A 25,431-nucleotide genomic window follows, 5' to 3' on the forward strand; every position below is an offset into this window, starting at 1 on the left:
TGATGCCTTGTAGGAGCCGGCTTGCTGGCGATAGCCGTTGCGCAGTGTGTCTGAATCACCGCGCAGCCCGTTTCGCCAGCAAGCCGGCGCCTACAGTCCGGCGGAGACTTTATCTGCCACGTCCTTCGGCACCCACGCCTGCCACACCTCCGGGTGCGCCTTCATGAACGCCTCCGCCGCCTGCCGTGGCGGGGTATGTTTCTCGCTCATTTCAGCCAGTGCCTTGTTCAACGGCTCGATGGGGAAATCGACTTTGGTAAAGAACTCGGCGATCTGTGGATACTGTTTCTGGAACGGTGTGGACACGCCAATCGACAGCTTCGAAGGCAAAGAGCGCGTTGGTTTCGGGTTCGGGTTGTCGGCGTCGGTCAGGGTTTTCCAGGCTTCGGCGTCGAACGGCGGTTCTTCCAGCTGAACCAGTTTGAAACGCCCGAGCAAGGGTGTCGGCGACCAGTAATAGAAAAGAACCGGCTTGCCACGACGAATCGACGAACTGATTTCCGCATCCAGTGCCGCCCCGGAGCCGCTGCGAAAATTCACATAGCTGTCGTCCAGGCCATAGGCCTTGAGCTTCTGCTTGTTGACCACCTCCGACGTCCAGCCGATCGGGCTGTTGAGGAAACGCCCCTTGCCCGGGGATTCCGGATCGCTGAACACCCCCTTGTATTTCGGCAGGTCGCTGACGCTGCGCAGGTCCGGCGCCAGCGGCTTGATGCCTTTGGCCGGGTCGCCCTTGACCACGTACTCAGGCACCCACCAGCCTTCGGTGGCGCCCTTCACCGTATCGCCGAGGCTGACGACCTTGCCTTCGGCCTCGGCCTTGACCCAGACCGGGCTGCGACCGGCCCATTCTTCGCCAATGACCTGAATGTCATTGTTGGCCAAGGCAGTCTCCAGCGTGATGGTCGTCCCCGGCAAGGTATCGGTCGGTAGCCCATAGCCCTTCTCGACGATGATCCGCAGGATGTCGGTGATCAGGCTGCCGCTTTCCCAGTTCAGGTCGGCGAAGTGGATCGGCGCCTGGGCGGCGAAACCCGGCACGGGCGAAACCGACAAACCGAAAGCGACCAGGACAGCGGCCAGCAACCGTCGAAATCCGTTCATGCTTATGCACCTCGTGCTGTTCACAGCAATAGCAGGATGGCCTGATAAAGACCGCAAGCCTCAAAATACTCAGTCAACTGACTGTAGTAGAGGTTCCTGCTTTCGAGGGGGGAGGATTATTTTTCAGACGTTTCCTGCAAACGTGCCAGCTCTCTTCGTACCATGCTGGCGTACTCCGCCGGACGCAATGTGTAGATCTGCGAAGCCACCCACCCCAGCCATGCACCCTGCAGAACCGCCTTCTGGTCAAACAGCCGCCTGGCTTCGTCTCGAGCGCTGGCCTGGTTCCGTTCGTGGAAATCGGCGCGGTTCAGGGTCATTACTCGCTGGCCTTGAACGTCACCAGTTCACCCTTGCGCCACTTGGCTGCCTTGGCCGTCACGGCTTTCAGGGTTTTGGTCAGGCCTTCCTGCAACTGTTGGTGAGCGGCAAACACCATCACCACGTTGTGACCTTCCTTGAACACGATCCCGTGGCCGTCGGCCGTGGTCACGAACGCGTAATCGCCGAGGCCGTACACCGTCAGTTTGATTTCGCGGAACTTGATGTCCAGTTTGCCGCCTTCACGGCTGGGCAATACCGATGCGCTGAAATGATCGCCAACCTTGAGTTTCAGGCCCGGCTTGTCGTCCACCACCAGCGCTGATTCGGTGTCGAGTTCGGCAATGTAAATGCCTTCAGCGTTCTGTTCGGTGATGTAAACAAAACGTGACTGGAACTGTTTAACCAGCTTTGCGCGCAAATCACCCAACACGAACAAAGCATGCATATCGAGATTACTTACTGCCAAGGAAACATCCCCACATCTGAAAATGATGCTGCACGCTGACAGACAGCGCACAGCAGAAAAAAGCGGCAATGCCGAAGGTGTAGCCAAAGGGCCTGGGTCGAATCCGGAAACGAGCAGAGTGCTCATCCATCGCGAGGCGTGAGAAGACTACTGGAATGTCACTCGCGTCGTCTTGCCTGGCGTTCGTCAGAAGTTGAAGGAAAACGCCCTTCTGAGCGCCAGAAAAACAGGATTACCAACCTTAGGGAAAAAACGCTGCAAAAAAAGCACTTTTCCGACATATCGCCCGCAAAAAATTGCTTTAGATGAACATCAATCACCAACCCGTGACGGTGATTCTAGAGCAGCGATGCTCATCGAGACTACCCAAAACGACGTACACACGTCGGCAAAACCATGAAAAGGACTTCATATGTGCACCCTGACACACTTCGTTCCTCACACAAACCATCCATCGATGCTGCCTCCGGCGATGTTTTCGCACACTGTGTTTGCCCCTGCGGAGCCTGCCATGCCGCGCTTCCAGGTGATATTGGCCGGCAATGCCTTCTTCCACATCAAGGAAATTTCCACGGGCCATGTAAGAGGTTTCCGCAGCAACCATAACGAAGCGTGCGCGCTTGCCCGCGCACTCGAGTCACGGTGCTGAACATTCTGCCTCGCTCCTCTCCTATAGACGTTTCGTCATGCCGACGAGTTAACTCAGCCGTCGGCAGGCAACTACTGCCATACTGCCGAACCAATGAAACCCGTTCCCAAGCCGGACGGCGTTCAACACAACAGAATATTTCCAAGGGAAGGCTGCTACGTGACGGAATTTGATATCGGTGAGTTTTTTATCCGGGGCGAAGCCAGAGAAGTCGAAGGAGAATTCCAGGCCGTCATTATCATGCGCGCCAAACCGCCGCTGACCACAGTGACGTATCACCAGGTCGAGAAGGATCGCTGGTTCAAAACTTCGGACGTAGCCGCCATCGCCGCTCAGGAAGCCGCAAAGGCCCTGAAGCTCGCCGTCGATGAAGGCGCATTGAAAGCCTGATCAGCCGGTTCGCAGTCTATGCTCATTCCTGCTTTCGAACATCGCTATCGAACTCCTGAAGTGCGGCCCCCTCAGATGCAATGCAGCTGCACCTCAGATCTCGCACCCGCGCGACCAGCAAGGAGATGAAGATGGATTCACCTACACACGATTTGAAAGGTTTGTTCGACCAGCTCGGCCTGGATTCCAGCGAAAAGGCAATCGACGATTTCATCGCCAGCCATTCCCCGCTGGCCGACGATAAAAAGCTCATCGATGCCGAATTCTGGACACCGCAACAAGCGGGCTTCCTGAAAGAGCAGTTGCGTGAAGACGCTGATTGGGCGCGGGTGGTCGATGACCTGAACCTGCGTATGCATCAGGTTCACTAGTCAATGCAGGCTGTCGGGGCCTTCGGCATTTAATTGCTCCAACCAGGCAGCCTTGCACTCTTGCGCTTCATCGCGACTGGAGAATGCCGTCCCCCGGCGCTCGCCGTTCAGCAATACGACCCAACAGACGCTCTGCCCCACCGCACGCAAGCTGGCGGGTACAGCGCTGCCAATCATCACCGCGACATCGACTTTGCTTTGCATGCTGACCTCTCGAACTTCATTAGCTACCTAACTATGTAGGCAGGGTAATGAGTTCATCGGCGTGGAAACAGCGACTGCGCTGCACAGATCAGTTGCCAGAATCGCAACAATGCCCCGGTGTATTCCTCTTATGAAAATGGGTGGCTGCACAATCCCGCGGATATTTCCGGCCCCCCTGTAGGAGCTGGCTTGCTAGCGATGGCTGAGCGTCAGGCGCCGTAGGTTTTGATGGTGTACATATCCATTCCTGCGGTAACGGCCGCTATGGGTTCCGCCCTTACGGCGGGTTACTTGGAAAAGCGCCAAGTAACCAAACGCTCTCGCCCCTGACGTACGGTGGCTCGCTAAGGCTCGCCATTCCCTCGCTCCGGTCCTGCTCCGTGGGCCCGCCGCCATCGGCCATCCATGGCCGGGGGCGGCTAACCCGGCATCCATGCCGGGTTGCCCACTGCGCAGAACCTGCGCTCGGCCTTCCGACGGGGCAGATCAAGATCAAAAGCCGGATCAATAGCCAAAGCGAGGCGGCCTGATAGCCGACCTGTTTTCCGTCAAGGTCATCGGCGGTGAACACCAATCTCATGTCCACCAAAAATCCCCTGTGGGAGCGGCGGTGCGACGATTCGACTTGCTCGCGATTGCGGACTTGCATTCAACATTGATGTCGACTGACACGGCCTCATCGCGAGCAAGTCGAATCGTCGCACCGCCGCTCCCACATTCATCGGGGTTGCTTCCAGAGGGATGTGAACGATCAAGTCAGCGAAGCGCGCCCGCTTGAAGCCCAGGTCGGCCCGCAGGCCGCCTCGCGGTGCTGTGGCGGTGATCGCCCCCTCGTGAGGCCGAGTGGAGGTTCTGCGCAGTGGGCAACCCGGCATGGATGCCGGGTTAGCCGCCCCCGGCCATGGATGGCCGATGGCGGCGGGCCCACGGAGCAGGACCGGAAGGAGGGCATGGCGAGCCTAAGCGAGCCACCGAACGAAAGGGGCAAAAGCGCTTGGTTACTTGGCGCTTTTCCAAGTAACCCGCTGTAAGAGCGGAACCAATAGCCGCCGTTACCACAGAAACGGATATGTCCCCCACCCCAAAAGCCCAGCAACTCAACGAGGACTTTCCGGCTTATACCCCAAACGCAACCCACCCCAATGCCGCCCCTTAATCATGATCGGCACCGAAAGATCATGCATCAGTTCCCCGGTATCCCGCGTATAGGTCTGCAACAGAACAGCCTGCTGATGACTGCCACAACGAATACCGGTGCGGTCGGAAAATTTGCGTTTGGTACGATTCTGCAACGTATCGACCTGCACATCCCCCGTCAGCGGCTGACTGAAAACCTTGTTGTGGGTCGGCACATAACCCTGCTGCGTACAGGCGATGGCGAATACCAGGCCTTCATGAAGCGGCAACAGCGGCTCCTGAATCGCCGGCAAAACCTGATCGGTGTAACGGTCGAAACGCGTCTGAAACTTGGCCGGGCTCGTATTGGGGATGGTCTGGTAATTGCGATCGAACAAGTCATCAAGACTGATAAGGCCCTGGTCGATATCCGCTTCGAAACGCGCCGCAATCTGACTCGCGCCTTCACGGGCCAGGTCATAAATCCGCTGGTGATAGTCATCCAGCCCGACTTCGGCAAGACGCTCACTGATGGTTTCGGCCTGCCCTTCCATCTGCACAGCGGCTTGCGCCAGGCGCTGGGTCTGTTGATCGCTGATCGCCAGGTCGCTGCGCATCTGCTCGATGGCGTGAAACAGACTGTCCAGTTGCTCGCGATTGGTCTCGGCGCCCTTGGCAATTTCGCCGACCTGACTTTCCACGCCAGCCGCCAGGCGCGCAATGTTTTCCAGGTGCTGACCGGTGTGCTCGACCTGCTTCACGCCGATGTCGAGGTCGCTGGACAACTGGCGAATCTGCTCGACCACCTGCGCGGTGCGTTGCTGGATATCGGCCACCATCTCGCCGACTTCTCCGGTCGCCGTCGCCGTGCGTGCGGCCAGGCCGCGAACTTCGTCGGCGACCACCGCAAACCCGCGTCCATGCTCCCCGGCTCGCGCCGCTTCGATGGCCGCGTTCAACGCCAGCAGGTTGGTCTGACTGGCGATGGACTGGATCACCAGCGTGACCCGTTGGATATCGTCGCTGCGCAGGCTCAGGGCTTCGATCAGCTCACGGCTATTGTTGGCGCGCTGACTGAGCTGGTGCATGCGACTGATGGATTCGATCAGCTCCGTGCGCCCTGCTGCGCTGCTCTGGTGAGCTTCGCTGGCGGCACCGAGGGCAGCGCGACTGAGTGTCGAAGTCGCCTGTTCAGTGGCGATCATCACTTCAGCGTTACTGACAATCTGTGCCGCGGCACCGAGTTGTGATTGCAGCTTGTCCGCCAGCTGCTTGACCGAATAGGCCACACCAGCGGCTGACAGAGCGTTGTGACTGGTGGTGTAGGAAAGATCTCGAGTCAGCTCGGCGATGGCACCGGAGCTGTCTGCGGATGATTCTTCGGGGATGGCTCGGGAACGCAGGCGAGGTAACCAGACAATCAGCACGGCCAGCGGCAGGCCGAGGTAAAGCGACCAGCCGCCCAGCGCCATGCCGCACAGCAAGAGCATCAGGGCGATGCTTTGCAGTGTGGGCGTCAGCCAAGGGTTTTTCGGCAAAAGCACGGGGGCAGGCACTGCCCCGACCAGAGATCCGTCCCGCGTCATATCTTCACCCCACGTACTTCTAATTGTTGTCTGCGCATTTAACGCCACTACAGGGCCATTATCCATGGTCCATTAGTAGTGGGCGTTGCAGCAGATCAATAGAAGCGCCTAAGGTTTTTCACAGACGAAAAAAAGCATCGCGGGCCAGCCTTGCTCCTTCAGGAACGAGGCTTGCCCGCGATGCGGGGCGCTACGAAATCAGGCCTGACGCTGGTGCTTGTCGATCTGTTCGTGACGCTCTTGAGCTTCGATGCAGTACTTGGTGGTCGGGCTGATCAGCAGGCGTTTCAGGCCAATGGCCTCGCCGCTGTCGTCGCACCAGCCGAAGCTGTCTTCCTTGATGCGTTCCAGCGCCTGTTCCAACTGAGGCAGCATGCGCTGGTCGCGATCGATAGCGTTCACCAGCCAGGTGCGCTCTTCTTCGACAGACGCCGCGTCAGCCGGATCGGCCGGGGTGTCCAGGCTCTCGATGGCGATGCGGTTCTGCTCGATGCGCTCATGGGTTTCGACTTTCATGTTCTGCAACAGCTCAGAGAAAAAAGCATGTTGCTCGGCATTCATGTAGTCATCCGCCGGCATGGCCAGCAACTTGTCCTTTGTCATTGATATCTCTATAAAAAAACGTGCATTAAGGCGAATTAGGGAGCGTTCCGGCGGACCTGGTCTGGCCATCGGAACGGCGCCGTTTATTCCAAGCGCCACCCGGCACTCAATTTACGAGGGGCGGCAGTCTAAGGCCGACTTGAGGCCCCAGCAACTGAAAAGTCAGCGAATTTGTCCGACAAAGCCCTGAAAGTGCTCTATGGCAACCTTTGCGGTGGTTATCGGAGTGCGTTTATAGCAAGAAATTCAATCGAGCGGCTGTATATAGAAGACAAACGGCTGCGACAGAACGGGTTATCGGCCGCATTTGCAGGTTGATGAGCCGTCGGTGCAACACGTTTGCAGCACGTGGAACCTCGGCTAAGGTTATCCATCCCGAAACGACCATCTGAAGGAGCGGTGCAATGAAACTGATCGGCATGCTGGATTCGCCTTATGTGCGACGGGTCGCCATTACTGCCAAACGCCTGGGCATCGACCTCGACCACCAATCGGTTTCGGTGTTTCGGCACTTCGAGCAGTTCCAGCAGATCAACCCGGTGGTCAAGGCGCCGACACTGGTGCTCGATAACGGCGAGGTGTTGATCGACTCAACATTGATCATCGATTACCTGGAGGCGCTGGCGGCGCCGGGTAAAAGCCTGATGCCCGGCGAGCTGGATCAGCGCCTGCGTTCGTTACGCTTGATCGGCCTGGCGCTGGCAGCGTGCGAGAAGTCTGTGCAGCTTTATTACGAACGCAACCTGCGACCCGCAGAAATCCAGTTCGAGCCGTGGGTGGAACGGGTCGAAGGGCAATTGGCGGCGGCGTATTCGGCGTTGGAGCGGGAGTTGGAATTGCAACCGCTGAAGACTGACGGTTCGATCAAACAGGATGGCATCACGCTGGCGGTGGCCTGGAGCTTCACCAATCTGGTGGTGCCGGATCAGGTGAGTGATCAGCACTTTCCACGGATCAGTGCATACACCGCGTATGCCGAGGGGCTTGATGATTTTGTGAGTACGCCGATCGAGTAGTTGGATTTTTTGTGTCTGGTCTGGCCGTCACATTCAACATCAATCCGACAGTCAGTTCCCCCAAACTAAAAGCCGCTTCTACCCGAGGCAGAAGCGGCAGTGAATCAGTGCATAAACAGGGCGATCAGGATGATGATCGGGATCGGTACACCGAGAAAGAACAGCAGTAATGAGCGCATGGTGATTCTCCAGGGTTAGCGAACAGGCACAGTGGTCACATAAGCGTCGGATTCCAGATACACCACGGCATCCCGACGACGACCGCCGAATGTAGCGGCGAAGCTGGCGAAGAACGCACCGATCAGCAACGCGATGAACATCCACAGCGACGTCCATGCCGCGACTTTGGCAGCCGTGTCGGCAGCTTGTTGAGCGGCCAGTTTCGCGTCAGCAACGGCTTTTTGGGTGCGAGCATAGACTTCATCGACACGACGCTCGGCGTCCGCTTGCGTGAGGTTGGTCCGTTGCGCCACCAGTTGCGCCAGATACGTGCGGTCTTCGGCGGCCAGTTGACCGTCGTTGCTCAGGGAGCGCACGAAGATGCGGGTCACCGTGCCGCGGGCAGCATCATCACTGATGGCAGCCGGGCGATCATCGCGGAACAGACTGTCGACGAAATAACCGTACTGGTCGCTGCTGGTATTGCCGGCGGCAGTTCCGGCCGCTTGAGTCGCGGCACTTGCAGCGCCACCGACCACATTTGCACCCGCCTCCACACCGCCGCTGACGATGCTGCTGACCGAGCCGACGACCAACGTCGCGGTCACCAGCGTCGCCACGCACCAGGCGAGGAAACCATGGGCCGTGTCGCGGAAGTAGACTTCATCGCCATGCATATACGCCCACTTCACCCGCAGGCGACCGGCGATGTAACCACCGAGCCCCGAAGCGACAATTTGCGTGGCGGCCAGCCAGATAATCGTTGAAATGCCCAAGCCCTTGGCACTGACGCCTTCGTTGGCCCATGGGGACACCGCCGAAAAGCCCAGGCCAAAACCGAGCAGTACCAGGATCAACGACAGCGCCGCCGCAGCAGCGGCCCCGGCGAAAATCGCACCCCAGGAAACGCCCGACAGCGTGCTTGACTCTTCTGCGGCAGGATAGAAACCATCAGAGGATCTATTCATTGTTATGTCGCTCCAGGCAGGAAAGATGTTGTTACAACTCGTCACAAGAGGAATTGCAGTCACCATGCCAGTCGCCGACTTTAAATAAATAGTGTTATTTCAATGACTTATAAAGTTTGAACTTCTTATTTCCATGCAATTTGCAAGGAACAGCCCAACACGGCGGGTTTTCTGCATTGCGCAATTATCACTTGCGTCGGTAGCTCTTGTTACCGCTTGGCGTCAGGCAATACACCCCGCCTCGTGGCCCCGTACAAAACGAACCCGAGCCGCACGTGCAGCCATCGGCGCTCTTCATCAAGGTTTGTGGACGCGCCTGGTTTGAGTCGCCATAAATAGCCGAACAACTCTTCTTCGACGCGCTGATAGAGCCGTCATTACAAAGGAACAGGTCGCCATCACATCGATCGATACCGCCCTTCTTTCCCGAACACGGCGTGTTACCCGCCCAGGCGCTCCCGCTAATGACGCACAGCAACAGCACAATAATCGGCATCCCGCCACGGCGAATCCAAGTGCGCACGGTCCAGTTCCCTTTCAAATTATGGCTATATGATATCAATGATCCGGACGCCTCATGCCCCACATGAAAGTTAATTTAAAAAGTCGGCGGCAATTCTTGGCAGAATGCCCACACACTTGCCTTGAACTGACTATCAGGTCCGCCCTATGACCCGCATCTTGACCATCGAAGACGACGCCGTGACCGCCCGGGAAATCGTCGCCGAATTGAGCAGCCACGGCCTCCACGTGGATTGGGTCGACAATGGCCGCGAAGGGCTTGAGCGCGCGGTCAGCGGCAACTACGACCTGATCACCCTCGACCGTATGCTGCCCGAGCTCGATGGCCTGGCGATTGTCACGACGCTGCGGACCATGGGCGTGTCGACGCCGATCCTGATGATCAGCGCCCTCTCCGATGTCGATGAGCGCGTGCGCGGCTTGCGCGCCGGCGGGGACGATTACCTGACCAAACCCTTTGCCACCGATGAAATGGCTGCGCGGGTCGAAGTGCTGCTGCGCCGGCAGAACACCGTGACCGCCCAGGCCACTACGCTGCGGGTCGCGGACCTGGAGCTCAACCTGATCAGCCACGAAGCCAGCCGCGACGGTCAGCTGCTGACGCTGTTGCCCACCGAGTACAAGTTGCTGGAATTCCTGATGCGCAACACCGGGCAGATTCTGTCGCGGATGATGATTTTCGAAGAGGTCTGGGGCTATCACTTCGACCCTGGCACCAACCTGATCGACGTGCACATCGGTCGACTGCGCAAGAAGATCGACCCGCCCGGCAATGTCCCCCTGATTCGGACCGTGCGAGGCTCGGGTTATGTCATTGCCGAACCCCTCTAAAGGCTGGCGTTCTTCCAGCAGCCGCTTGCTGGCGCTCTACAGTTCGCTGTTCGTGCTCTGGAGCGGAATTCTCATGGGGGTCATGTATTACGAGGTGTCCGCGTACCTGGACAACTTGGCCAAGCATTCGCTGATGCAACGTCAGCATCTGTTCTCGCGCTTTTCCGGCGAACAACTGGTGGACGCCCTCGCCGTCAGCATGACTTTCGACATTCGCGGCATCGACGCCTACGGCCTGTTCGATGCCGAGCATCGCTACCTCAACGGTGCCCTGCGGCACATACCTGCAGGCCTGCCGCTGGACGGCAGGATTCACATGCTCAGCGACTGCGCCGAATCCGACGACCCGACCCTGCCCAGCGACAGTTGCGATGCGGTGGCGACCCAGACACGTGATGGTCGCTGGCTGATACTGGTGCGCGACAACGGCTCGCTGTTCGCCGTGACCCGGATCATCCTCCACGCGCTGCTCTGGGGCGTGACCCTGACCATTTTGCCGGGCATCGTCGGATGGCACCTGTTGCGCCGTCGACCGCTGCGGCGCATTCGCGGGATTCAGGCCAGTGCCGAGGCGATTGTGGCCGGGGATCTGACCCGGCGTTTGCCGCTGTCCAATCGCCGCGACGAACTGGACATGCTCGCCGCCATCGTCAACGCCATGCTCGAACGCATCGAACGTTTGATGAACGAGGTCAAGGGTGTGTGCGACAACATTGCCCACGACTTGCGCACGCCGCTGACCCGCTTGCGGGCGCAGTTGTATCGCATGCAGCAACAGGCGGGCGAAGGCTCCCAGGAAGCCGCGCAACTGGATTCAGTGTTGAGTGAAGCGGACACCCTGATGGCGCGCTTTCGCGGTTTGCTGCGGATTTCCGAGCTGGAAGACCGGCAGCGACGCTCCGGTTTTGTGCAACTCGACCCGGTGCCGTTGCTGCAGGAACTGCACGACTTTTATCTGCCGCTGGCGGAGGAAGACCAGTTGGCTTTCAAGCTGCAGTTACCCGAATCATTGCCTGCGCTGAATGGCGATCGGGCGCTGTTGTTCGAAGCCGTGGCGAACCTGTTGAGCAATTCGATCAAATTCACACCGCCCGGCGGCGAGGTGATTTTGCGTGGGGTCAATGAGGGTGGGCATACGCGGATCGAAGTCCTCGACTCCGGACCGGGCATTCCTGCGGCCGAACGCGAAGCCGTGTTCCAACGCTTCTATCGCGCCGAAGGTGGCAATCAGCAAAGCGGATTCGGGTTGGGGCTGTCGATCGTGGCGGCGATCGTCAGCCTGCACGGGTTTACGCTTGAAGTGGATACCAGTGAGTTGGGTGGCGCAAAACTAGTGCTCGACTGCCGGCAGAGCCTGATACCCCAGACCTAGCGCGATCTCAGGCACGAAGAAGATCAAATGTGGGAGCGGGCTTGCTCGCGAAGGCGGTGTAGCAGCCAACAAAACAGTGACTGACACACCGCTATCGCGAGCAAGCCCGCTCCCACATTGGATTTGTGGTGTTTGTCAGGCCGGGTAGTTGGCTCGAAGGGCTTCAAGTCCACCCTGGTAGATGCCGCCAAACAGCGCCGTCACTTCCTCCTCACTCACACCCACCGGCGCAAACCGACCCGACCAGGTCACCCGCGCCCTCTCACCCTGCGCTTCAACGCGAATCGTCGCCAGGTAATCAGTCGCCGGGAACGGCGCCTGCAAAATCGAGTAGCTGTATGTCTTCCCGGCGTTATCAAACGCCTCCAGCCGCTCAACCACCACCGCGCCATCCGCCGTTTGCAGACTGCGCACACGCCCGCCTTCGCTCAGCTCGCTTTTGGGAATGAACGGCAGCCAGTCCGGCAGCGAATTGAAGCCGCCGATCAATTGCCAGACCTGCTCGGCCGAAGCCGGGATGTCGATAAATGCTGATGCAGTTGCCATGTAATCCTCTCACTCAATCAAAAAAATTCAGATTGCCATGCTGTCGACGACACCGCCGTCGACTCGAAGGGCTGCGCCGGTTGTGGCCGACGACAGCGGCGAAACGATGTAAGCCACCAGGTTGGCGACTTCCTCGACATTCGCCACGCGCTGGATGATCGATGTCGGCCGGGCCTTGCGCACGAAGGCGTCGGCTTCTTCCCGAACACTGCGCCCCGATTCGGCCGTGGCGTCCTTGAGCATCTGCTCAAGACCATCGGTCAACGTCGGGCCGGGCAGGATCGCGTTGACCGTCACGCCAGTGCCCGCCAGCCGCTTGGCCAGGCCATGGGATACGGCGAGGTTAGCGCTTTTGGTCACGCCATAGTTGAGCATGTCAGCCGGAATCGCGATCCCGGATTCCGAGGACAGGAAGATCACCCGCCCCCAGCCCTGCTTGACCATGTCCGGTACGTAATGCCGTGACAGGCGCACACCGGAGATCACGTTGACCTCGTAGAAACGCGTCCACTCGCTGTCCGGCGTGTCGAAGAAATCCACCTCGTTGAAGATCCCGAGGTTGTTGACCAGGATGTCCGCGCGCGGCTCGGCGGCGAACAATTGCTCGGCGCCTTCGGCGGTGCCGAGGTCTGCGGTCAGGCCACGCAATTGCGCACCCGGCACGCTCTGGCGAATACTCGCCAGCGCTTGCTCGACCTTGGCCGTCTCGCGGCCGATCACCACCACCGTGGCGCCGGACTCCGCCAGTGCCTTGCTGATGCCCAGGCCAATGCCGGCGGTGCTACCGCTGACGATAGCGAGTTTTCCGCTCAAATCAATTTTCATAGTGCACCGCCTTTGTAGGAGCTGCCGAAGGTTGCAGTCTTTTGACCTGGCAACGGCGCTCGTTCAGAAACCAGATTAGCCTCGCGCATGGCTTGCCAGAACGCAGCGGGAATCACCGCCGACAGCGCCGCGACATCTTCAGCGATCCGGTCCGGACGGCTGGACCCCGGAATCACCGCCGCGACGGCCGGATTTGCCAGGGAGAACTGCAACGCAGCGGCCTTGATGTCGACACCGTGAGCAGCCGCGATGCGTTTGATCTGCTCGACTTTATGGACGATCGCCGGGCTGGCCTTCTGGTATTCGAAGTGCGCGCCGCCGGCCAGAATGCCTGAGCTGTAAGGGCCACCGACCACGATTTCGACGTTCTGCGCCAGCGCGGCGTCCATCAGGCGTTGCAGGGCACGGTCATGGTCGAGCAGCGTGTAGCGCCCCGCCAGCAGAAAACCGTCCGGTTGGGCTTCGGTCAGATCAAGGGTCAACTCGCACGGCTCGACCTTGTTCACGCCCAGGCCCCAGCCCTTGATGACGCCTTCTTCACGCAAACGGGTCAGTACCTTGAACGCACCGGTGCGGGCCTGGTTGAAGTATTCCAGCCATTGATCGCCGTAGAAATCCTGCGCGATGTCATGCACCCAGACGATGTCCAGTCGATCGGTTTGCAGGCGCTTGAGGCTGTCTTCGATGGAACGCATCGTCGCGTCAGCGCTGTAGTCATTGACGATCTTGTTCGGGCGACCGTGTTCGAACACACCGCTCTTCTCGCCCAGATCACGGGCAGCGGCGTCTTCGACTTCATCGAGAATCACCCGACCGACCTTGCTGCTCAGTACGTAGTCGTCACGGTTGTACCGGGCCAGTGCGGCGCCGAGGCGAATCTCCGACAGACCCGAACCGTAAAACGGCGCGGTATCGAAATAACGCACGCCGGCATCCCAGGCGGCGTGCACGGTGGCCATCGCTTCTTCTTCCGGGATGGCGCGGAACATGTTGCCCAATGGCGCGGTTCCGAAACCCAGCGTGCCGGGCAGTTTGTCTTTCAAGCTCATGATTCAATCCTCTCAAATGTCTCGTAAACCTGTAGGAGCCGGCTTGCTGCGGGCGGCGCACCGATGAAAGCGGCGGGTCAGTAGCCATTTGTCGTGACATGGAAGCCTTCGCCAGCAAGCCGGCTCCTACAGAGCGCGGTGTTTGCGTTACCGTTGGGCAGATCCTAGATTGCGAGGATCGGACCGTCCAAGACATAATGCGCAGCACTTGAGTCCCTATAGGTCTTACATGATCGACATTCGCCAATTGCGCTACTTCGTTGCCGTCGCCGAAGAAGAACACGTCGGTCGCGCCGCCGAACGCCTGCACATTTCCCAGTCGCCCCTGAGCCGGCAGATCGCCCAGCTTGAGGAACGCCTGGGCCTGACCCTGTTTGAACGCAGCCAGCAGCGCATTCGCCTGACCCGCGACGGCCAGACCTTTCTCGCCGAAACCCGCGCCCTGCTGACCCACGCCAATCGCCTGGAGTCCCTCGGCAAACGCCTCGGTCGTGGCGAAGAAGGCGGTTTGTGCATCGGCTACATCGAAAACGCCATGCACGCCGGCGTCCTGCCGAATGCCTTGCGGGTGTTGCGGGTGGACCGACCGAACGTGCATGTCGCGCTGTATAACCTGAGTTCCGCCGAACAACTCGAAGGCTTGCGTCAGCGTAGCCTCGATATCGCGTTGGTCAGCGAACCGCCCGTCGCCGACGATCCGGACTTGCTGGGTTTTCAGGTGCTCGACGACCCGATGCTGCTGGCGCTGCCCGAGCACCATCCCCTCGCCCGCCAAGCGACGCTGAGCCCGGCAGACCTGGCTGACCAGGAATGGATCGGCGTGCAACACCGACAGAACTGCGCCAGCCGCGAAGACTTCGTCAGCGCCTGCATCCGCGCCGGTTTCACCCCTGACATCCGCATGGAAGCCACCGAACCCTTCACCGCGTTGGGTCTGGTGGCGTCGGGGTTGGGGATCGCGATGATTCAGAAAGGCCTGAGCCGAAATGCACCACCGGGCGTGGTGCTGCGGGAAGTGCCGTGGATTGCGTTCACCACGCCGTTGTGGGCGGCGTGGCACCGGATCAATTTGCGGCCGTTGGTGGAGACGTTCAGGAAGGTGTTGACCGAGCCGGGTGCGGCCACATAAGACAGGGCGGATGATCCCGATGCCCGTCGGTCAATGCCGTCCATGTGGGAGCGGGCTTGCTCGCGAAGGCGGTGTATCAGCCCACTGAACAGTGACTGACGCACCGTCTTCGCGAGCAAGCCCGCTCCCACATTGGATCGTGGTCAAATTCGTCATGTTTAAAAGCGCTGCGCGTTACTCCATGAGTGCTGCAGCGCCTTTGAACAGGCGGCAGACCGGGCATTGAATCGACTCGACCCGATCGGGCACCTGCGGCCCCTCGCCACAGTGAATCCTCCTGTCCCAAGGGTTTGGTGCTTTACTGGAAAGACCCGGAATTCTAGCGAGTAGCCCCGCCATGAACCGCAACGACCTGCGCCGCGTGGACATGAACCTGTTGGTGATTTTCGAAACCCTGATGTTCGAAAAGAACCTGACACGGGCCGGGGAAAAGCTGTTCCTCGGCCAGCCCGCCGTCAGCGCTTCACTGGCCAAGTTGCGTGATCTGTTCGATGACCCGCTGCTGGTGCGTAACGGTCGCGTACTGGAGCCGACCCAGCGCGCGCTGCAGATTCTCAAGGAATTGCAGCCCGCGATGGACACCATTTCCGGCGCGGTCAGCCGGGCCAAGGATTTCGACCCGGCCACCAGCCGCGACGTGTTCCGCATCGGTCTGTCGGATGACGCCGAATTCGGCCTGTTTCCGCCGCTGCTCAAGCAAATCCGCGAAGAGGCGCAGAACGTGGTGGTGGTCGTGCGCCGGGTGAATTTCCTGCTGATGTCGTCGATGCTCGCCAGCGGCGAGATTTCCGTCGGGATCAGCTACACCACGGAACTGCCGGCCAACGCCAAGCGCAAGAAACTGCGGGACCTGAGCGTGAAGATCCTGCGCGGCGACAACCGTCCCGGCGTCCTGACGCTGGATGATTACTGCGAACGGCCGCATGCGCTGGTGTCGTTTTCCGGGGATTTGACCGGCGCTATCGACAACGATCTGGCGCGCATAGGCCGCTCACGCCGCGTGGTGCTGGCGGTGCCGCAGTTCGCCGGGCTGCGCGCTCTGCTGGCCGGCACCGACATGCTCGCCACGGTGCCGGATTACGCCGCGTGTGCGCTGATCGAAGGCAGCAGCCAGTTGCGGGCCGACGACGCGCCGTTTGACATCAACCTGTCCGAGCTGTCGATGGTGTGGAACGGGGTCAACGATAACGATCCGGCAGAACGTTGGTTGCGCTCGCGAATTGCCCAACACATGTCGGCGCCACTGCCGGGGCATTGACCGCGTTGAAGCCCGGGTCAGTCTCGCGCAGGAAAATCGGCAGGTCCGTCATCGGCGGCATGGCCGGAATATCGAAGTACATCTGGATCACCCAGCCGCGGTGATAACTGGCGTGATTGACCACGTGCAGCAGCATCGCGCCGGCGCTCATGGTGCCGCTTTCGCCAGAGACGAACCTGAACTCCACGGGTTTATCCAGCGACGCCTCGGTTTGCCGGTCGCTCCAGTTGCAGTACCAATGATCGATGTCCTTTTGCGCCATGCGCAGGTCAGCGAGGTCGGGATGCAGCAGATCGTGTGAAGTCTTGAAGCCGTGTCCCCGGCCTTCGAGGTGAGCCTGCCAGATGCAGTCCACCACGTAGATGTGGTTCAGGGTGCCGATCATGTTCTTGAACACCGAGACCCGCGCTTTGTTGACCTCGCCCGGCGGCAAATCGGCCAGGCTATCGAAGAGGCGCTGATTGGCCCAGCGTTTGTAATCGGCCAGCATGCGGGCTGTGCGTACGTTGATCATCGCAGGTCTCCCATTGTGATGGGCGCACTGCAAAGCATAGCCCTCATCACGCGAGGCAGCTCAAACGCTGATCATCGGTCGCCCAGTGCCTGAGTTACCCGCTCGGCCAGCGCCAGGCAACTGGTCAGCCCCGGTGATTCGATGCCGAACAGATTGACCAGTCCTGGCACGCCATGGGCGTCCGGGCCGCTGACAATGAAGTCGGCAGCGGGTTCTGTCGGGGCGTTGATTTTCGGGCGGATGCCGCTGTAGGCCGGTTGCAGGCTGGCATCGGGCAAGGCAGGCCAGTAACGCCGGATGGCCTCGTAGAAACCCTCGGCACGGCGCGGATCGACGCGGTAATCGATGTGATCGACCCACTCCACATCCGGTCCGAAACGCGCCTGACCGCCCAGATCGAGGGTCATGTGCACCCCCAGCCCGGCACTTTCCGGCGCCGGATAAACCAGATGCCGGAACGGCGCGCGGCCGCTGAAACTGAAATAGCTGCCCTTGCACAAACGAGGCGTTGGAACGTGCAGCGACGCCAAACCTTCAATACGGCTCGCCACCTGCGGTGCGGACAACCCGGCGCAATTGATCAACTCACGGCAGCTCAAGGTCATAGGCTGGTCGCCGCCCATGTGCAATTGGAAACCCTGTTCGCCGCATCGGGCCGATATCAGTGGCGTGTGAAACACCATCGACGCTCCGGCGGCCTCGGCGTCCCCCTGAAGCGCCAGCATCAGGGCATGGGAATCGACAATTGCGGTGGAAGGCGACCAGAGCGCGGCGACGCAAGACAGCGCCGGTTCGAGTTCCCGGGCCTGATGGGCATCCAGCCATTGCAAGTCATCGACACCGTTGCGTGCGCCCTGCTCCAGCAACTTCTGCAACGCACCGCGCTGGTCATCATCAGTGGCGACGATGAGCTTGCCCAGTCGCTGATAACCGACGCCACGCTCATCACAAAAGGCATAAAGACGCTGTTTGCCCTCCACGCATAATTGCGCCTTGAGGCTGCCGCTCGGGTAATAGATGCCGGCGTGGATCACTTCCGAATTGCGCGAACTGATGCCCACGCCAATGCCCTCGCCGGCTTCGACCAGAATCACTTCGCGCCCGCTGCGGGCCAACGCTCTGGCCACCGCCAGCCCGATCACGCCGGCCCCGACCACTACGCATTCGATATCGACGCTCACCTGCCCTGCGCTCCTTTTAACGATCAAAACGTACCGGGATAACTGCCGCCGTCGAGCAACAGATTTTGCCCTGTCAGGAAACCCGCGTGGGCGCTGCAGATAAAGGCGCAATAGGCGCCGAACTCATCGGGCTGGCCAAAGCGTTGGGCCGGCACGTGTTTGCGCCGCTGCTCGCTGATTTGCTCGACGCTGGCGCCATTGGCCTCGGCGGCGGCACTCAAGGTTTTGTGTAAACGCTCGGTCTCGAACGGGCCGGGCAGCAGATTGTTGATCGTGACGTTGTTCCCCGCCAGCCTCGACTGACGCGCTAGCCCGGCAATGAAACCGGTCAAGCCGCTGCGGGCGCCGTTGGAAAGTCCGAGTACATCGATCGGCGCCTTCACCGCGCCGGAGGTGATGTTGACGACGCGTCCGAAACCGCGCTCGGCCATGCCATCGACGCAGGCCTTGATCAGCTCGATGGGCGTGAGCATGTTGGCATCCAGCGCCTTCAACCAGTCTTCGCGCTGCCAGTCGCGGAAATCACCCGGCGGCGGGCCACCGGCGTTATTGATCAGGATGTCCACTTGCGGGCAGGCCGCCAATACTTGTTCGCGCACCGCTGGCTCGCTGATGTCGCCGGCCACCGTGCGCACTTCGATGGTCGGCGCCAGGCCACGCAATTCTGTGGCGGCGGCTTGCAACGTTTCATCGCCACGGGCGTTGATCACCAGGTTCACGCCCTCCTCCGCCAAGGCTCGCGCACAGGCCAGCCCCAAACCCTTGCTGGCGGCGCAGACAATCGCCCAGCGCCCCGATATTCCCAATTCCATGACAATGCTCCCGACGGTTCGAATGCCTAACGTTACCACCGTGCGCCGGATGGATACCGAGGGGAAACAGCACTGTCCCGGCAATTCAATTGTTCCGGAATCTCAAGAATGGGTACGAGGCACCCTGCAGGAGCACGGCTTGCCGGCGAAGGCGATTTCACCGACGCCATCGCGACCCTCGCCACTCGGTCGCCGAGCAGACCCGCGACGCGCTGGCGCGAGTGGATGCCTTGCTGGCCGAAGCCGGTTCTACCCGGGAACACCTGCTGCAAACCACCATCTGGCTGGCCGACATGGCGGATTTCGAGGCGATGAACACAGTGTGGGATGCCTGGATTCCAGCCGGTCACGCACCAGCCCGCGCGTGTGGCGAGGCCCGACTGGCGGATCCGCGGCTGCTGGTTGAAGTGATAGTTTGTGCCGCAAGGAACTCCTGACGGTCGCAGAGAATCCTAGATTATGTGGTACTTCCTTTACGCTTCACGCTTTCAGAGGACACCGTCATGCGCCGTCTGATCATCATCTCTTCCCTTGTATTGTGCTTACCCTTCGGCTCGGCTTTCGCGAAAGTGGATGCGGGCGATGTGGCCACTTCGGCCGGGGTTTCGGCTTCGCTGTACTCGACCTTCAAGGACGACAAACTCATGATTCCCGCCCGGGATGATGCCTCCAGCTTCGTGGCCAGTGGCGGTGCGATTCGTGGTGTGTATCTGGAGTCGGTCATGAAGCAGATCCGCCAGGACAATCCCGGACTGAACGCCAGCGACGAAGACCTGGCCAGAGCCATTCTGATCCAGGACGGCGCCGCTGCCGGGCAATGAAGGCTTAAACAGTCGCGGTGGGGCTTGTGACACCTGACCAGGTGTCTGCAGCCCTGCTTCGCTTTGCGTCTACTTTGCGCTTGCAGCGGATGAACGCGCCCATCCGGCAACCAGTTGTGCACTGATGCTGACGCCACCGCACACCACGATTACCACGTCATGGGCATCGGCAATTGCCGGGTGGTCCAGATAGCCGATGGCCAACGAAACACCGCATGCCGGTTCCACCAGCTGACGTAAATCGTTGGCGTAACGCACCACGCCCATGATCGCTTCGTCATCGCCGAGCACCACGCATTGGTGATCAAAATCGAGGATGTGCTGCACCGGCCAGGCGGCCACTTGAGCCGCGCCGAGCGAGGTCGCCACGGTGTCGATGCGCGAAAGCCTGACGGGATGCCCGGCCTTGATCGCCGCCGAAAAAGACGCCGCACCCGCGGTTTCGCACGCGACGATGCGGCAATCCATACGGCCATGCCGAATCAATCCCGTGAGAAGGCCCGCCAGCAAACCACCGCCCCCCACCGACGTCACCAGCGTATCGACCCGAGGACAGTCCTCGAGAATCTCATCGATCATCGTGCTATGCCCTTCCCACAACACCGGATGATCGAAGGCCGGCACGTATTCGGTGTCCGCCCCTTGTGAAAGCTCTTTCGCCCGCTGATTGGCGTCGTCCCAGACCTTGCCGTGAACGATCACTTCGGCACCGGTTTTGCGAATCCTCGCGCGCGTGCTTTCCGGGGTGGTGTGCGGCACCACGATGCAGGCTTGCAACCCCAGGCTGGCCGCCGCGACAGCGGTGGCGAAACCGGCGTTGCCGCCAGAAGGACAGACCACCTTGCGCTTGCCCTGGGCCTTTGCCTGGCTGCACAAGAGCCCCATGCCACGCAGTTTGAACGAACCGCTGGGTTGCAGGTTTTCCAGCTTGAGCCAGATTCGCCGAGTGGCGGTCGACAAGCCCGGGTGCAGGATCAAGGGTGTTCTGATGTGAAGCATGTCGGGGTCCTCGGGCGCGCACCGACTTGTCGAGTGGTTCAACGAGTCGGTGTCGAGCGGTCCTTATTCAAGCTTAGATCACCCTGGCCCGAGCTTTGCCGTTTCAGCGATAACGCGGTGCCGCCACGGAGTTGCCGAACAGGCCCGACAGGGTTTTGCGCTGGGCGTCGTAACGGTCCCATTGCGCGCCGTCGTGCAGGCCCGGAATAGTCACCACTTCTCCATTCGCCAGCCCTGCCAGCGCCGCATCGACCATGTCCTCGGCGGTCATGACGATTTCCTGCGGCAGGTTTTCCACCGGGTTGCCGGCCTCGCTCCAGAAATCGGTGGCGGTGGCGCCAGGCAGTACGGCCTGAATACGAATGCCTTTGTCGGCCAGTTCATGGTGCATCGACTGGCTCAGGCCCAGAACGAATGCCTTGGTCCCGCCGTACACGCCATTAAGAATCTCCGGCGCAATCGCCACGATCGAGGAAATGTTGATCACGGTGCCGTTGCCACGGGCGACGAACCCGGGCGTCACCGCGTAGGCCAAACGCGTGAGTGCGGTGACGTTGAGGGTAATCATGTCTTCCATGTCATCCACCGGGCTGCCCAGCAGCGGCATGACGGCGCCGACCCCGGCGTTGTTGACCAGCAAGGTGATGCTGGCGTCGGTGCGCAGAATCCCTTCGACCCGGCGCAGATCGGCCTTGTCTTTCAGATCGGCAGCGACGACTTCCACGGCACGACCGGTTTCGTTGCTCAGGTGATTGGCCAGGGCGTTCAATTTGGCCTGGCTTCGAGCGACCAGAATCAGATCGTAACCCTGACGGGCGAGTCTATCGGCGTAGACCGCGCCGATGCCGGAAGAAGCGCCCGTGATCAGGGCGGTGCCTTTGGATGAGAGAGCCATGTTCAGTGTCCTTCACAGTGAGGCGAGGTGTTCGCCGGGTGTGACAGTTATAAATTGACTGACCTGCGTCTCAAATGACGTTTAAAGTACGCTTTTAGGACATGTCCTTTTGAGGGCCTATCGATGACTTCCGTGGCGTTTGTGGTGTTTGAGGGGTTTCAGTCCATGGCGCTGGCGGCCATGCCGGTATTCGAGTACGCCAACTTCAGCGCCGGCGAAGCGCTTTACGATGTCAGCGTACTGTCCGAGGACGGTCGCACCTTGCGTGCTTCCGGTGGTTTGAGTGTCGGCACCGAGGCGTTCGATGAGCGGGTGTTCGATACGGTGATCGTGGTTGGCGGCGATGCCATTCTCGAGCAGGCGCCCGAGGGCGTGCTGGATTACCTGCGCACCAGCGTTAAAACCGCGCGGCGCACGGCGTCTATTTGCTCCGGGGCGTTCGTCCTGGCCCAGGCTGGTTTGCTCGATGGACGACGGGCGACGACGCATTGGGCGTACGCACGGGAACTGCAAGCGCGGTTTCCGTCGATCAAAGTCGAAGAGGACCGCATTTACGTGATTGACGGCTCGATCTGGACGTCCGCCGGAATGACCGCCGGCATCGACCTGGCCCTGGCCATGGTCGAAAAGGATCACGGCCCCGAACTCGCCCGTTCCGTGGCGCAGAAACTGGTGATGTACCACCGGCGTGCGGGCGGCCAGTCCCAGCATTCGGCGCTGCTGGAACTGGAGCCGAAATCCGACCGCATCCAGACCGTGCTCGGCTACGCCCGGGAACACCTCGCCGAGGCGTTATCCGTGGAGCAACTGGCGGACGTGGCGCGCCTCAGCCCGCGCCAGTTCAGCCGGGCATTCCGGGCAGAAACGGGACAATCGCCGGCCAAGGCCATCGAAAACCTGCGCCTGGAAGCGGCTCGACAGATGCTGGAGCGTGGGCGATTGAACCTCGATCAGATTGCCACCGAAGCCGGTTTCAGTGATCGCCGGCGTATGCGTGAAGCGTTTCTTCGGGCGTTCGGGCAGCCGCCACAGGTAATTCGACGCAACGCCCGAGCCGAACTCCTGTAGGAGCCGGCTTGCTGGCGATCGGGCCATGAAGCAGGTGGTGATTTGGAGAACGCCATCGCCGGCAAGCCAGCTCCTACAATGTAAGAAGTATTCGTTCGAAGTGCGGGGTGACCATGAAAATCTCGGCCAGACTGGCGTTTTTCGCCATCGCCAGCACCCTCGCCTACCTTGGCCTCGCTGTGTGGGGGTTGGGCGGGTTTGCGGCGTTTTTCTCCCACGGGGCGTTGGTGGTCGTTGCCTTGGCGACCCTGGCGATGGCGGTCGCGTCGCTGTTCACCGAGGTCAATCTCAGCTCCGGCGAACGGGAAGACCGGGCCAATCGCTGGGTGCTGCCAGTTTTCGGGGTGATCGGGATAGTGAGCGGTTTTTTACCGGCCTACACCGACCGGATCGATTTCTGGACCTTCGGTGGCGAAGGCGTGCGCTGGCTCGGGGCGTTGCTGTTCATTGTTGGCGGTGCATTGCGCATGTGGCCGGTGTTTGTGCTGGGCAAGCGTTTCAGCGGGTTGGTGGCGATTCAACCGGGGCACCGACTGGTGACCGATGGGATTTATCGAACGTTGCGCAACCCCAGTTATCTGGGGATGTTGGTCATTGCGCTGGGTTGGGCGCTGGCGTTTCGTTCCGGCGTTGGCCTGTTGCTGGCGGCGCTGACGGTGATCCCGCTGATCGCCCGCATTCACTCGGAAGAAGCGCTGCTGCGGGCGCAGTTTGGCAGTGAATACGAGGCGTATTGCAGCCGTAGCTGGCGGTTGATACCCGGGGTTTATTAGTCAAACACGTACCAATGTGGGAGCGGGCTTGCTCGCGAAGGCGGAGTGTCAGTCAACAATGATGTCGACTGACACTCCGCCTTCGCGAGCAAGCCCGCTCCCACATTGATTTGTGTGAATTAGGAATAATGCAGACGGATCAGGCCATCGTCATCTACTCGGCAGGCGGCCGATTCATAACTGACCATCGTCGCATGCGGTGTTTCCAGCGGATGTTCATGGGTCGAGGTGATGATCACAAGGTCAGCCCCCGCCGCTTCTGCCGCGAGAATACCCACCGTGGCATCTTCGAAGATCAGGCAATCGGTTACGTCGACGCCCAATCGCTGAGCCGCCAATCGATAACCCGCGGGGTCGGGTTTGCCGGCGCTGACATCTTCCGCCGTCACCATCACCGCAGGTTCAGGAATCCCCGCCGCCGCCATCCTGCGCAGAGCCAGTGCCCTGGGCGCAGACGTGACGATAGCCCACCGATTGGCCGGCAGCGACGCCAGGAAATCCGCCGCACTGGCCACTTCGACAATCCCTTCGACGTCATCGATTTCCGCTTGGGTAATCCATGCCGCTTCAGCCACGGCATCGACACCCGGCAAGGCCTGGCGATTAACCGTGTCGATGGCCCGGACGCCATGAATGGTCGGCAGGAAGGATTCGACATCCACCCCGTGACGCAAGGCCCAGGTGGTCCAGATGCGTTCGGCGGCGGCGATGGAATTGAGGACGGTGCCGTCCATATCGAACAGAAACGCGCGATAAGGCTTGTTGAAAACCGATGGTTGAGCTGACAAGGATGAGCGTCCTTTTGCAAGAGCCGGGCGGGTGTGTCAGCAATGTACACGACCCTCGTCGGCACTGCCGCAGGCTACGAACTTTGATCTTCGCTTTTTAAAGCCAAAAGATCGCAGCCTGCGGCAGCGCCTACAGGGTGCGATGCGACTTCAATGCACCTGCCACGCAATCGAGCAATTGCCCCAGCGCCCAGGGTTTCTTGATGAAGGACACCTCGTGCCTCACCCCGGAACTCTGCGGCGTTTCGAAGCCGGACATGATCATGATCGGCTTATCCGGCCAGCGGTCGCCGAACAGATTGGCCAGGTCCGCGCCATTGAGTTTGCCGGGCATGGTGATGTCCGTCAGCAGCATCATCACGTTGTCGGCGTGCTGCTCCAGGTAACTTGCAGCAGCATCCGCGCTGGTCTGCGGTTCAACGACAAAACCTTCCTCCTGAAGAATTTCGCAGAGAAACTCCAGAATCAGCGGGTCATCCTCCACCACAAGAATCAACCCGCAAGGAAGGTGCTCGTCCGCCATCGATACTGGACACATGACTTTACCGCTCCCTGATTGCCTAATGATTTTCGCGGGCTCAACTCCGCTGCCTACAGGTATGAGCAGCGGACTCGGCGGAAATTCATTTTTGATACAGGCAAGTGAAAAAACAGGCGTCCTGCAGAATCAGATCGGCGGCCTTTCCTCCACCATCAGCACCGCTGCATGCGTATTGCCGGATTTTTCATGGGTGCAAACGCTGCCCCCCTGCGCGAGCAAGCTCTGCTCCTGCAGGGGATCGCGTTGATTGGATTACTGCGACATGTTGTCCTTTTTCATGGCGTCTTTGGACATGGCGTCCTTCTTCATCGAATCCTTGGACATGGCATCTTTCTTCATTGTGTCCTTGCTCATGGCGTCCTTTTTCATCGTGTCTTTTTTCATGGCGTCCTTGGACATCGAATCCTTGCTCATGCTGTCATTGCTCATGCCATTGGTTGCTTCGGCGGCAAACACACTGGCAGCGCCCATGGCGAGGCACATGGACAGGACGACGGTGGTTAACTTTTTCATGATGAAACTCCTTGAAGCACAGTTTGCGGGTGAGTGAA

Annotated in this window: 30 protein-coding genes and 1 pseudogene; 12 read left to right on the plus strand and 19 right to left on the minus strand. The window is 60.1% G+C overall.

Annotation, left to right across the window (positions count from 1 at the left end; all coding sequences use genetic code 11):
* Positions 1 to 90 precede the first annotated feature (90 nt).
* From PMI01S_RS27140 to PMI01S_RS27150, 3 genes are all read right to left on the minus strand, one after another.
* On the minus strand, positions 91 to 1,104 hold the full coding sequence (locus tag PMI01S_RS27140) for an ABC transporter substrate-binding protein (RefSeq protein ID WP_084323164.1): 1,014 nt from the start codon (positions 1,102 to 1,104) through the stop codon (positions 91 to 93).
* 116 nt (positions 1,105 to 1,220) lie between these two features.
* Positions 1,221 to 1,424 (minus strand): hypothetical protein, encoded by a 204-nt coding sequence (locus PMI01S_RS27145; protein WP_084323165.1) that lies wholly within the window; start codon positions 1,422 to 1,424, stop codon positions 1,221 to 1,223.
* Entirely contained in the window at positions 1,424 to 1,894 is a 471-nt protein-coding gene (locus PMI01S_RS27150) for a hypothetical protein (protein ID WP_084323166.1), read from the minus strand. Before PMI01S_RS27150 ends, PMI01S_RS27145 begins: the two co-directional genes overlap by 1 nt.
* A 412-nt stretch (positions 1,895 to 2,306) precedes the next feature.
* Between PMI01S_RS27150 and PMI01S_RS32150 the strand changes: the two genes are divergently transcribed.
* From PMI01S_RS32150 to PMI01S_RS27165, 3 genes are all read left to right on the plus strand, one after another.
* The gene (locus PMI01S_RS32150; RefSeq protein ID WP_084323167.1) at positions 2,307 to 2,543 is read left to right on the plus strand and encodes a hypothetical protein; all 237 of its coding nucleotides are present in this window, start codon (positions 2,307 to 2,309) and stop codon (positions 2,541 to 2,543) included.
* 159 nt (positions 2,544 to 2,702) lie between these two features.
* Positions 2,703 to 2,933, plus strand: coding sequence for a hypothetical protein (locus PMI01S_RS27160; RefSeq protein WP_033057642.1), 231 nt, complete (start codon positions 2,703 to 2,705; stop codon positions 2,931 to 2,933).
* A 131-nt stretch (positions 2,934 to 3,064) separates the two neighbouring features.
* Positions 3,065 to 3,304: a DUF2789 domain-containing protein gene (locus PMI01S_RS27165; RefSeq protein ID WP_084323168.1), complete on the plus strand. Its 240-nt coding sequence runs from the start codon at positions 3,065 to 3,067 to the stop codon at positions 3,302 to 3,304.
* Here PMI01S_RS27165 and PMI01S_RS27170 read toward each other — a convergent pair whose 3' ends face one another.
* The 3 genes from PMI01S_RS27170 to PMI01S_RS27185 form a co-directional block, all read right to left on the minus strand.
* On the minus strand, positions 3,305 to 3,508 hold the full coding sequence (locus PMI01S_RS27170; RefSeq protein ID WP_084323169.1) for a hypothetical protein: 204 nt from the start codon (positions 3,506 to 3,508) through the stop codon (positions 3,305 to 3,307).
* Between the two features lie 1,097 nt (positions 3,509 to 4,605).
* Positions 4,606 to 6,276 carry a methyl-accepting chemotaxis protein gene (locus PMI01S_RS27180; protein WP_371850942.1) on the minus strand — a complete coding sequence of 557 codons (1,671 nt, stop codon included), beginning with the start codon at positions 6,274 to 6,276 and terminating at the stop codon, positions 4,606 to 4,608.
* A 132-nt stretch (positions 6,277 to 6,408) separates the two neighbouring features.
* Positions 6,409 to 6,813, minus strand: coding sequence for a TraR/DksA family transcriptional regulator (locus PMI01S_RS27185; RefSeq protein ID WP_007907888.1), 405 nt, complete (start codon positions 6,811 to 6,813; stop codon positions 6,409 to 6,411).
* 404 nt (positions 6,814 to 7,217) lie between these two features.
* Here PMI01S_RS27185 and PMI01S_RS27190 point away from each other — a divergent pair, with 404 nt between their 5' ends.
* The gene (locus PMI01S_RS27190) at positions 7,218 to 7,829 is read left to right on the plus strand and encodes a glutathione S-transferase (protein WP_084323172.1); all 612 of its coding nucleotides are present in this window, start codon (positions 7,218 to 7,220) and stop codon (positions 7,827 to 7,829) included.
* 194 nt (positions 7,830 to 8,023) lie between these two features.
* Here PMI01S_RS27190 and PMI01S_RS31785 read toward each other — a convergent pair whose 3' ends face one another.
* Together PMI01S_RS31785 and PMI01S_RS32155 are read right to left on the minus strand one after the other, a co-directional pair.
* Entirely contained in the window at positions 8,024 to 8,956 is a 933-nt protein-coding gene (locus tag PMI01S_RS31785) for a hypothetical protein (protein WP_084323173.1), read from the minus strand.
* A gap of 187 nt (positions 8,957 to 9,143) precedes the next feature.
* On the minus strand, positions 9,144 to 9,452 hold the full coding sequence (locus tag PMI01S_RS32155; protein WP_235864481.1) for a YdcA family protein: 309 nt from the start codon (positions 9,450 to 9,452) through the stop codon (positions 9,144 to 9,146).
* A 173-nt stretch (positions 9,453 to 9,625) separates the two neighbouring features.
* On the opposite strand from PMI01S_RS32155, the gene PMI01S_RS27205 reads away from it, so the two are divergent.
* Both PMI01S_RS27205 and PMI01S_RS27210 read left to right on the plus strand, forming a co-directional pair.
* Positions 9,626 to 10,309 carry a response regulator transcription factor gene (locus PMI01S_RS27205; protein ID WP_084323175.1) on the plus strand — a complete coding sequence of 228 codons (684 nt, stop codon included), beginning with the start codon at positions 9,626 to 9,628 and terminating at the stop codon, positions 10,307 to 10,309.
* Positions 10,287 to 11,681, plus strand: a complete 1,395-nt coding sequence (locus PMI01S_RS27210) for a sensor histidine kinase (protein ID WP_084323176.1) — start codon at positions 10,287 to 10,289, stop codon at positions 11,679 to 11,681. Before PMI01S_RS27205 ends, PMI01S_RS27210 begins: the two co-directional genes overlap by 23 nt.
* Before the next feature lie 135 nt (positions 11,682 to 11,816).
* On the opposite strand, the gene PMI01S_RS27215 is transcribed toward PMI01S_RS27210, so the two are convergent.
* Genes PMI01S_RS27215 through PMI01S_RS27225 form a run of 3 tightly spaced genes read right to left on the minus strand, consistent with a single transcriptional unit; the run spans position 11,817 to position 14,101 of the window.
* Positions 11,817 to 12,227 (minus strand): SRPBCC family protein, encoded by a 411-nt coding sequence (locus PMI01S_RS27215; RefSeq protein ID WP_084323177.1) that lies wholly within the window; start codon positions 12,225 to 12,227, stop codon positions 11,817 to 11,819.
* A 27-nt stretch (positions 12,228 to 12,254) separates the two neighbouring features.
* Entirely contained in the window at positions 12,255 to 13,052 is a 798-nt protein-coding gene (locus PMI01S_RS27220) for an SDR family NAD(P)-dependent oxidoreductase (protein ID WP_084323178.1), read from the minus strand.
* Positions 13,049 to 14,101, minus strand: a complete 1,053-nt coding sequence (locus tag PMI01S_RS27225; protein WP_084323179.1) for an aldo/keto reductase — start codon at positions 14,099 to 14,101, stop codon at positions 13,049 to 13,051. Before PMI01S_RS27225 ends, PMI01S_RS27220 begins: the two co-directional genes overlap by 4 nt.
* 229 nt (positions 14,102 to 14,330) lie before the next feature.
* On the opposite strand from PMI01S_RS27225, the gene PMI01S_RS27230 reads away from it, so the two are divergent.
* On the plus strand, positions 14,331 to 15,230 hold the full coding sequence (locus PMI01S_RS27230; protein ID WP_084323180.1) for a LysR substrate-binding domain-containing protein: 900 nt from the start codon (positions 14,331 to 14,333) through the stop codon (positions 15,228 to 15,230).
* Positions 15,231 to 15,567: 337 nt separating this feature from the next.
* Positions 15,568 to 16,488, plus strand: coding sequence for a LysR substrate-binding domain-containing protein (locus tag PMI01S_RS27235; protein ID WP_084323181.1), 921 nt, complete (start codon positions 15,568 to 15,570; stop codon positions 16,486 to 16,488).
* Here PMI01S_RS27235 and PMI01S_RS27240 read toward each other — a convergent pair.
* From PMI01S_RS27240 to PMI01S_RS27250, 3 genes are all read right to left on the minus strand, one after another.
* The gene (locus tag PMI01S_RS27240; RefSeq protein ID WP_084323182.1) at positions 16,409 to 17,002 is read right to left on the minus strand and encodes a DinB family protein; all 594 of its coding nucleotides are present in this window, start codon (positions 17,000 to 17,002) and stop codon (positions 16,409 to 16,411) included. The genes PMI01S_RS27235 and PMI01S_RS27240 overlap by 80 nt on opposite strands.
* Before the next feature lie 71 nt (positions 17,003 to 17,073).
* A complete protein-coding gene (locus tag PMI01S_RS27245) occupies positions 17,074 to 18,183 on the minus strand; it encodes an NAD(P)/FAD-dependent oxidoreductase (RefSeq protein WP_084323183.1) in 1,110 nt (369 codons plus the stop codon).
* Positions 18,184 to 18,206: 23 nt separating this feature from the next.
* Positions 18,207 to 18,995, minus strand: a complete 789-nt coding sequence (locus PMI01S_RS27250) for an SDR family oxidoreductase (RefSeq protein ID WP_084323184.1) — start codon at positions 18,993 to 18,995, stop codon at positions 18,207 to 18,209.
* Positions 18,996 to 19,183: 188 nt separating this feature from the next.
* Here PMI01S_RS27250 and PMI01S_RS27255 point away from each other — a divergent pair.
* Positions 19,184 to 19,432 (plus strand): annotated as a pseudogene (locus tag PMI01S_RS27255) (RidA family protein); the annotation flags it as partial.
* A 66-nt stretch (positions 19,433 to 19,498) separates the two neighbouring features.
* On the plus strand, positions 19,499 to 19,816 hold the full coding sequence (locus tag PMI01S_RS27260) for a DUF2388 domain-containing protein (protein ID WP_084323186.1): 318 nt from the start codon (positions 19,499 to 19,501) through the stop codon (positions 19,814 to 19,816).
* Between the two features lie 69 nt (positions 19,817 to 19,885).
* On the opposite strand, the gene PMI01S_RS27265 is transcribed toward PMI01S_RS27260, so the two are convergent.
* Together PMI01S_RS27265 and PMI01S_RS27270 are read right to left on the minus strand one after the other, a co-directional pair.
* Entirely contained in the window at positions 19,886 to 20,815 is a 930-nt protein-coding gene (locus PMI01S_RS27265; RefSeq protein ID WP_084323187.1) for a pyridoxal-phosphate dependent enzyme, read from the minus strand.
* 103 nt (positions 20,816 to 20,918) lie between these two features.
* Positions 20,919 to 21,710, minus strand: a complete 792-nt coding sequence (locus PMI01S_RS27270; RefSeq protein WP_084323188.1) for an SDR family NAD(P)-dependent oxidoreductase — start codon at positions 21,708 to 21,710, stop codon at positions 20,919 to 20,921.
* A 123-nt stretch (positions 21,711 to 21,833) separates the two neighbouring features.
* Between PMI01S_RS27270 and PMI01S_RS27275 the strand changes: the two genes are divergently transcribed.
* Together PMI01S_RS27275 and PMI01S_RS27280 are read left to right on the plus strand one after the other, a co-directional pair.
* On the plus strand, positions 21,834 to 22,778 hold the full coding sequence (locus PMI01S_RS27275) for a GlxA family transcriptional regulator (RefSeq protein WP_084323189.1): 945 nt from the start codon (positions 21,834 to 21,836) through the stop codon (positions 22,776 to 22,778).
* A 113-nt stretch (positions 22,779 to 22,891) separates the two neighbouring features.
* Positions 22,892 to 23,551, plus strand: a complete 660-nt coding sequence (locus PMI01S_RS27280; RefSeq protein ID WP_084323190.1) for a methyltransferase family protein — start codon at positions 22,892 to 22,894, stop codon at positions 23,549 to 23,551.
* 119 nt (positions 23,552 to 23,670) lie between these two features.
* Here the strand turns inward: PMI01S_RS27280 and PMI01S_RS27285 are convergent, their stop codons facing one another.
* From PMI01S_RS27285 to PMI01S_RS27295, 3 genes are all read right to left on the minus strand, one after another.
* Positions 23,671 to 24,339, minus strand: coding sequence for an HAD-IA family hydrolase (locus tag PMI01S_RS27285; protein WP_084323191.1), 669 nt, complete (start codon positions 24,337 to 24,339; stop codon positions 23,671 to 23,673).
* 130 nt (positions 24,340 to 24,469) lie between these two features.
* Positions 24,470 to 24,877 carry a response regulator gene (locus PMI01S_RS27290; protein ID WP_084323192.1) on the minus strand — a complete coding sequence of 136 codons (408 nt, stop codon included), beginning with the start codon at positions 24,875 to 24,877 and terminating at the stop codon, positions 24,470 to 24,472.
* A gap of 255 nt (positions 24,878 to 25,132) precedes the next feature.
* Positions 25,133 to 25,393 carry a pentapeptide MXKDX repeat protein gene (locus PMI01S_RS27295; RefSeq protein ID WP_084323193.1) on the minus strand — a complete coding sequence of 87 codons (261 nt, stop codon included), beginning with the start codon at positions 25,391 to 25,393 and terminating at the stop codon, positions 25,133 to 25,135.
* Between the last annotated feature and the right edge of the window lie 38 nt (positions 25,394 to 25,431).

The organism is Pseudomonas migulae NBRC 103157, assembly GCF_002091715.1.
Taxonomy (GTDB): Bacteria; Pseudomonadota; Gammaproteobacteria; order Pseudomonadales; family Pseudomonadaceae; genus Aquipseudomonas; species Aquipseudomonas migulae_A.

Excerpts from the sequence above, each read along its gene's own strand:
- PMI01S_RS27140 (WP_084323164.1), bottom strand. The coding sequence starts at position 1,104 with ATGAACGGATTTCGACGGTTGCTGGCCGCTGTCCTGGTCGCTTTCGGT.
- PMI01S_RS27145 (WP_084323165.1), bottom strand. The coding sequence starts at position 1,424 with ATGACCCTGAACCGCGCCGATTTCCACGAACGGAACCAGGCCAGCGCT.
- PMI01S_RS32150 (WP_084323167.1), top strand. The coding sequence starts at position 2,307 with ATGTGCACCCTGACACACTTCGTTCCTCACACAAACCATCCATCGATG.
- PMI01S_RS27165 (WP_084323168.1), top strand. The coding sequence starts at position 3,065 with ATGGATTCACCTACACACGATTTGAAAGGTTTGTTCGACCAGCTCGGC.
- PMI01S_RS27170 (WP_084323169.1), bottom strand. The coding sequence starts at position 3,508 with ATGCAAAGCAAAGTCGATGTCGCGGTGATGATTGGCAGCGCTGTACCC.
- PMI01S_RS27180 (WP_371850942.1), bottom strand. The coding sequence starts at position 6,276 with ATGGATAATGGCCCTGTAGTGGCGTTAAATGCGCAGACAACAATTAGA.
- PMI01S_RS27185 (WP_007907888.1), bottom strand. The coding sequence starts at position 6,813 with ATGACAAAGGACAAGTTGCTGGCCATGCCGGCGGATGACTACATGAAT.
- PMI01S_RS27190 (WP_084323172.1), top strand. The coding sequence starts at position 7,218 with ATGAAACTGATCGGCATGCTGGATTCGCCTTATGTGCGACGGGTCGCC.
- PMI01S_RS31785 (WP_084323173.1), bottom strand. The coding sequence starts at position 8,956 with ATGAATAGATCCTCTGATGGTTTCTATCCTGCCGCAGAAGAGTCAAGC.
- PMI01S_RS32155 (WP_235864481.1), bottom strand. The coding sequence starts at position 9,452 with ATGCCGATTATTGTGCTGTTGCTGTGCGTCATTAGCGGGAGCGCCTGG.
- PMI01S_RS27205 (WP_084323175.1), top strand. The coding sequence starts at position 9,626 with ATGACCCGCATCTTGACCATCGAAGACGACGCCGTGACCGCCCGGGAA.
- PMI01S_RS27210 (WP_084323176.1), top strand. The coding sequence starts at position 10,287 with ATGTCATTGCCGAACCCCTCTAAAGGCTGGCGTTCTTCCAGCAGCCGC.
- PMI01S_RS27215 (WP_084323177.1), bottom strand. The coding sequence starts at position 12,227 with ATGGCAACTGCATCAGCATTTATCGACATCCCGGCTTCGGCCGAGCAG.
- PMI01S_RS27220 (WP_084323178.1), bottom strand. The coding sequence starts at position 13,052 with ATGAAAATTGATTTGAGCGGAAAACTCGCTATCGTCAGCGGTAGCACC.
- PMI01S_RS27225 (WP_084323179.1), bottom strand. The coding sequence starts at position 14,101 with ATGAGCTTGAAAGACAAACTGCCCGGCACGCTGGGTTTCGGAACCGCG.
- PMI01S_RS27230 (WP_084323180.1), top strand. The coding sequence starts at position 14,331 with ATGATCGACATTCGCCAATTGCGCTACTTCGTTGCCGTCGCCGAAGAA.
- PMI01S_RS27235 (WP_084323181.1), top strand. The coding sequence starts at position 15,568 with ATGAACCGCAACGACCTGCGCCGCGTGGACATGAACCTGTTGGTGATT.
- PMI01S_RS27240 (WP_084323182.1), bottom strand. The coding sequence starts at position 17,002 with ATGATCAACGTACGCACAGCCCGCATGCTGGCCGATTACAAACGCTGG.
- PMI01S_RS27250 (WP_084323184.1), bottom strand. The coding sequence starts at position 18,995 with ATGGAATTGGGAATATCGGGGCGCTGGGCGATTGTCTGCGCCGCCAGC.
- PMI01S_RS27260 (WP_084323186.1), top strand. The coding sequence starts at position 19,499 with ATGCGCCGTCTGATCATCATCTCTTCCCTTGTATTGTGCTTACCCTTC.
- PMI01S_RS27265 (WP_084323187.1), bottom strand. The coding sequence starts at position 20,815 with ATGCTTCACATCAGAACACCCTTGATCCTGCACCCGGGCTTGTCGACC.
- PMI01S_RS27270 (WP_084323188.1), bottom strand. The coding sequence starts at position 21,710 with ATGGCTCTCTCATCCAAAGGCACCGCCCTGATCACGGGCGCTTCTTCC.
- PMI01S_RS27275 (WP_084323189.1), top strand. The coding sequence starts at position 21,834 with ATGACTTCCGTGGCGTTTGTGGTGTTTGAGGGGTTTCAGTCCATGGCG.
- PMI01S_RS27280 (WP_084323190.1), top strand. The coding sequence starts at position 22,892 with ATGAAAATCTCGGCCAGACTGGCGTTTTTCGCCATCGCCAGCACCCTC.
- PMI01S_RS27290 (WP_084323192.1), bottom strand. The coding sequence starts at position 24,877 with ATGTGTCCAGTATCGATGGCGGACGAGCACCTTCCTTGCGGGTTGATT.
- PMI01S_RS27295 (WP_084323193.1), bottom strand. The coding sequence starts at position 25,393 with ATGAAAAAGTTAACCACCGTCGTCCTGTCCATGTGCCTCGCCATGGGC.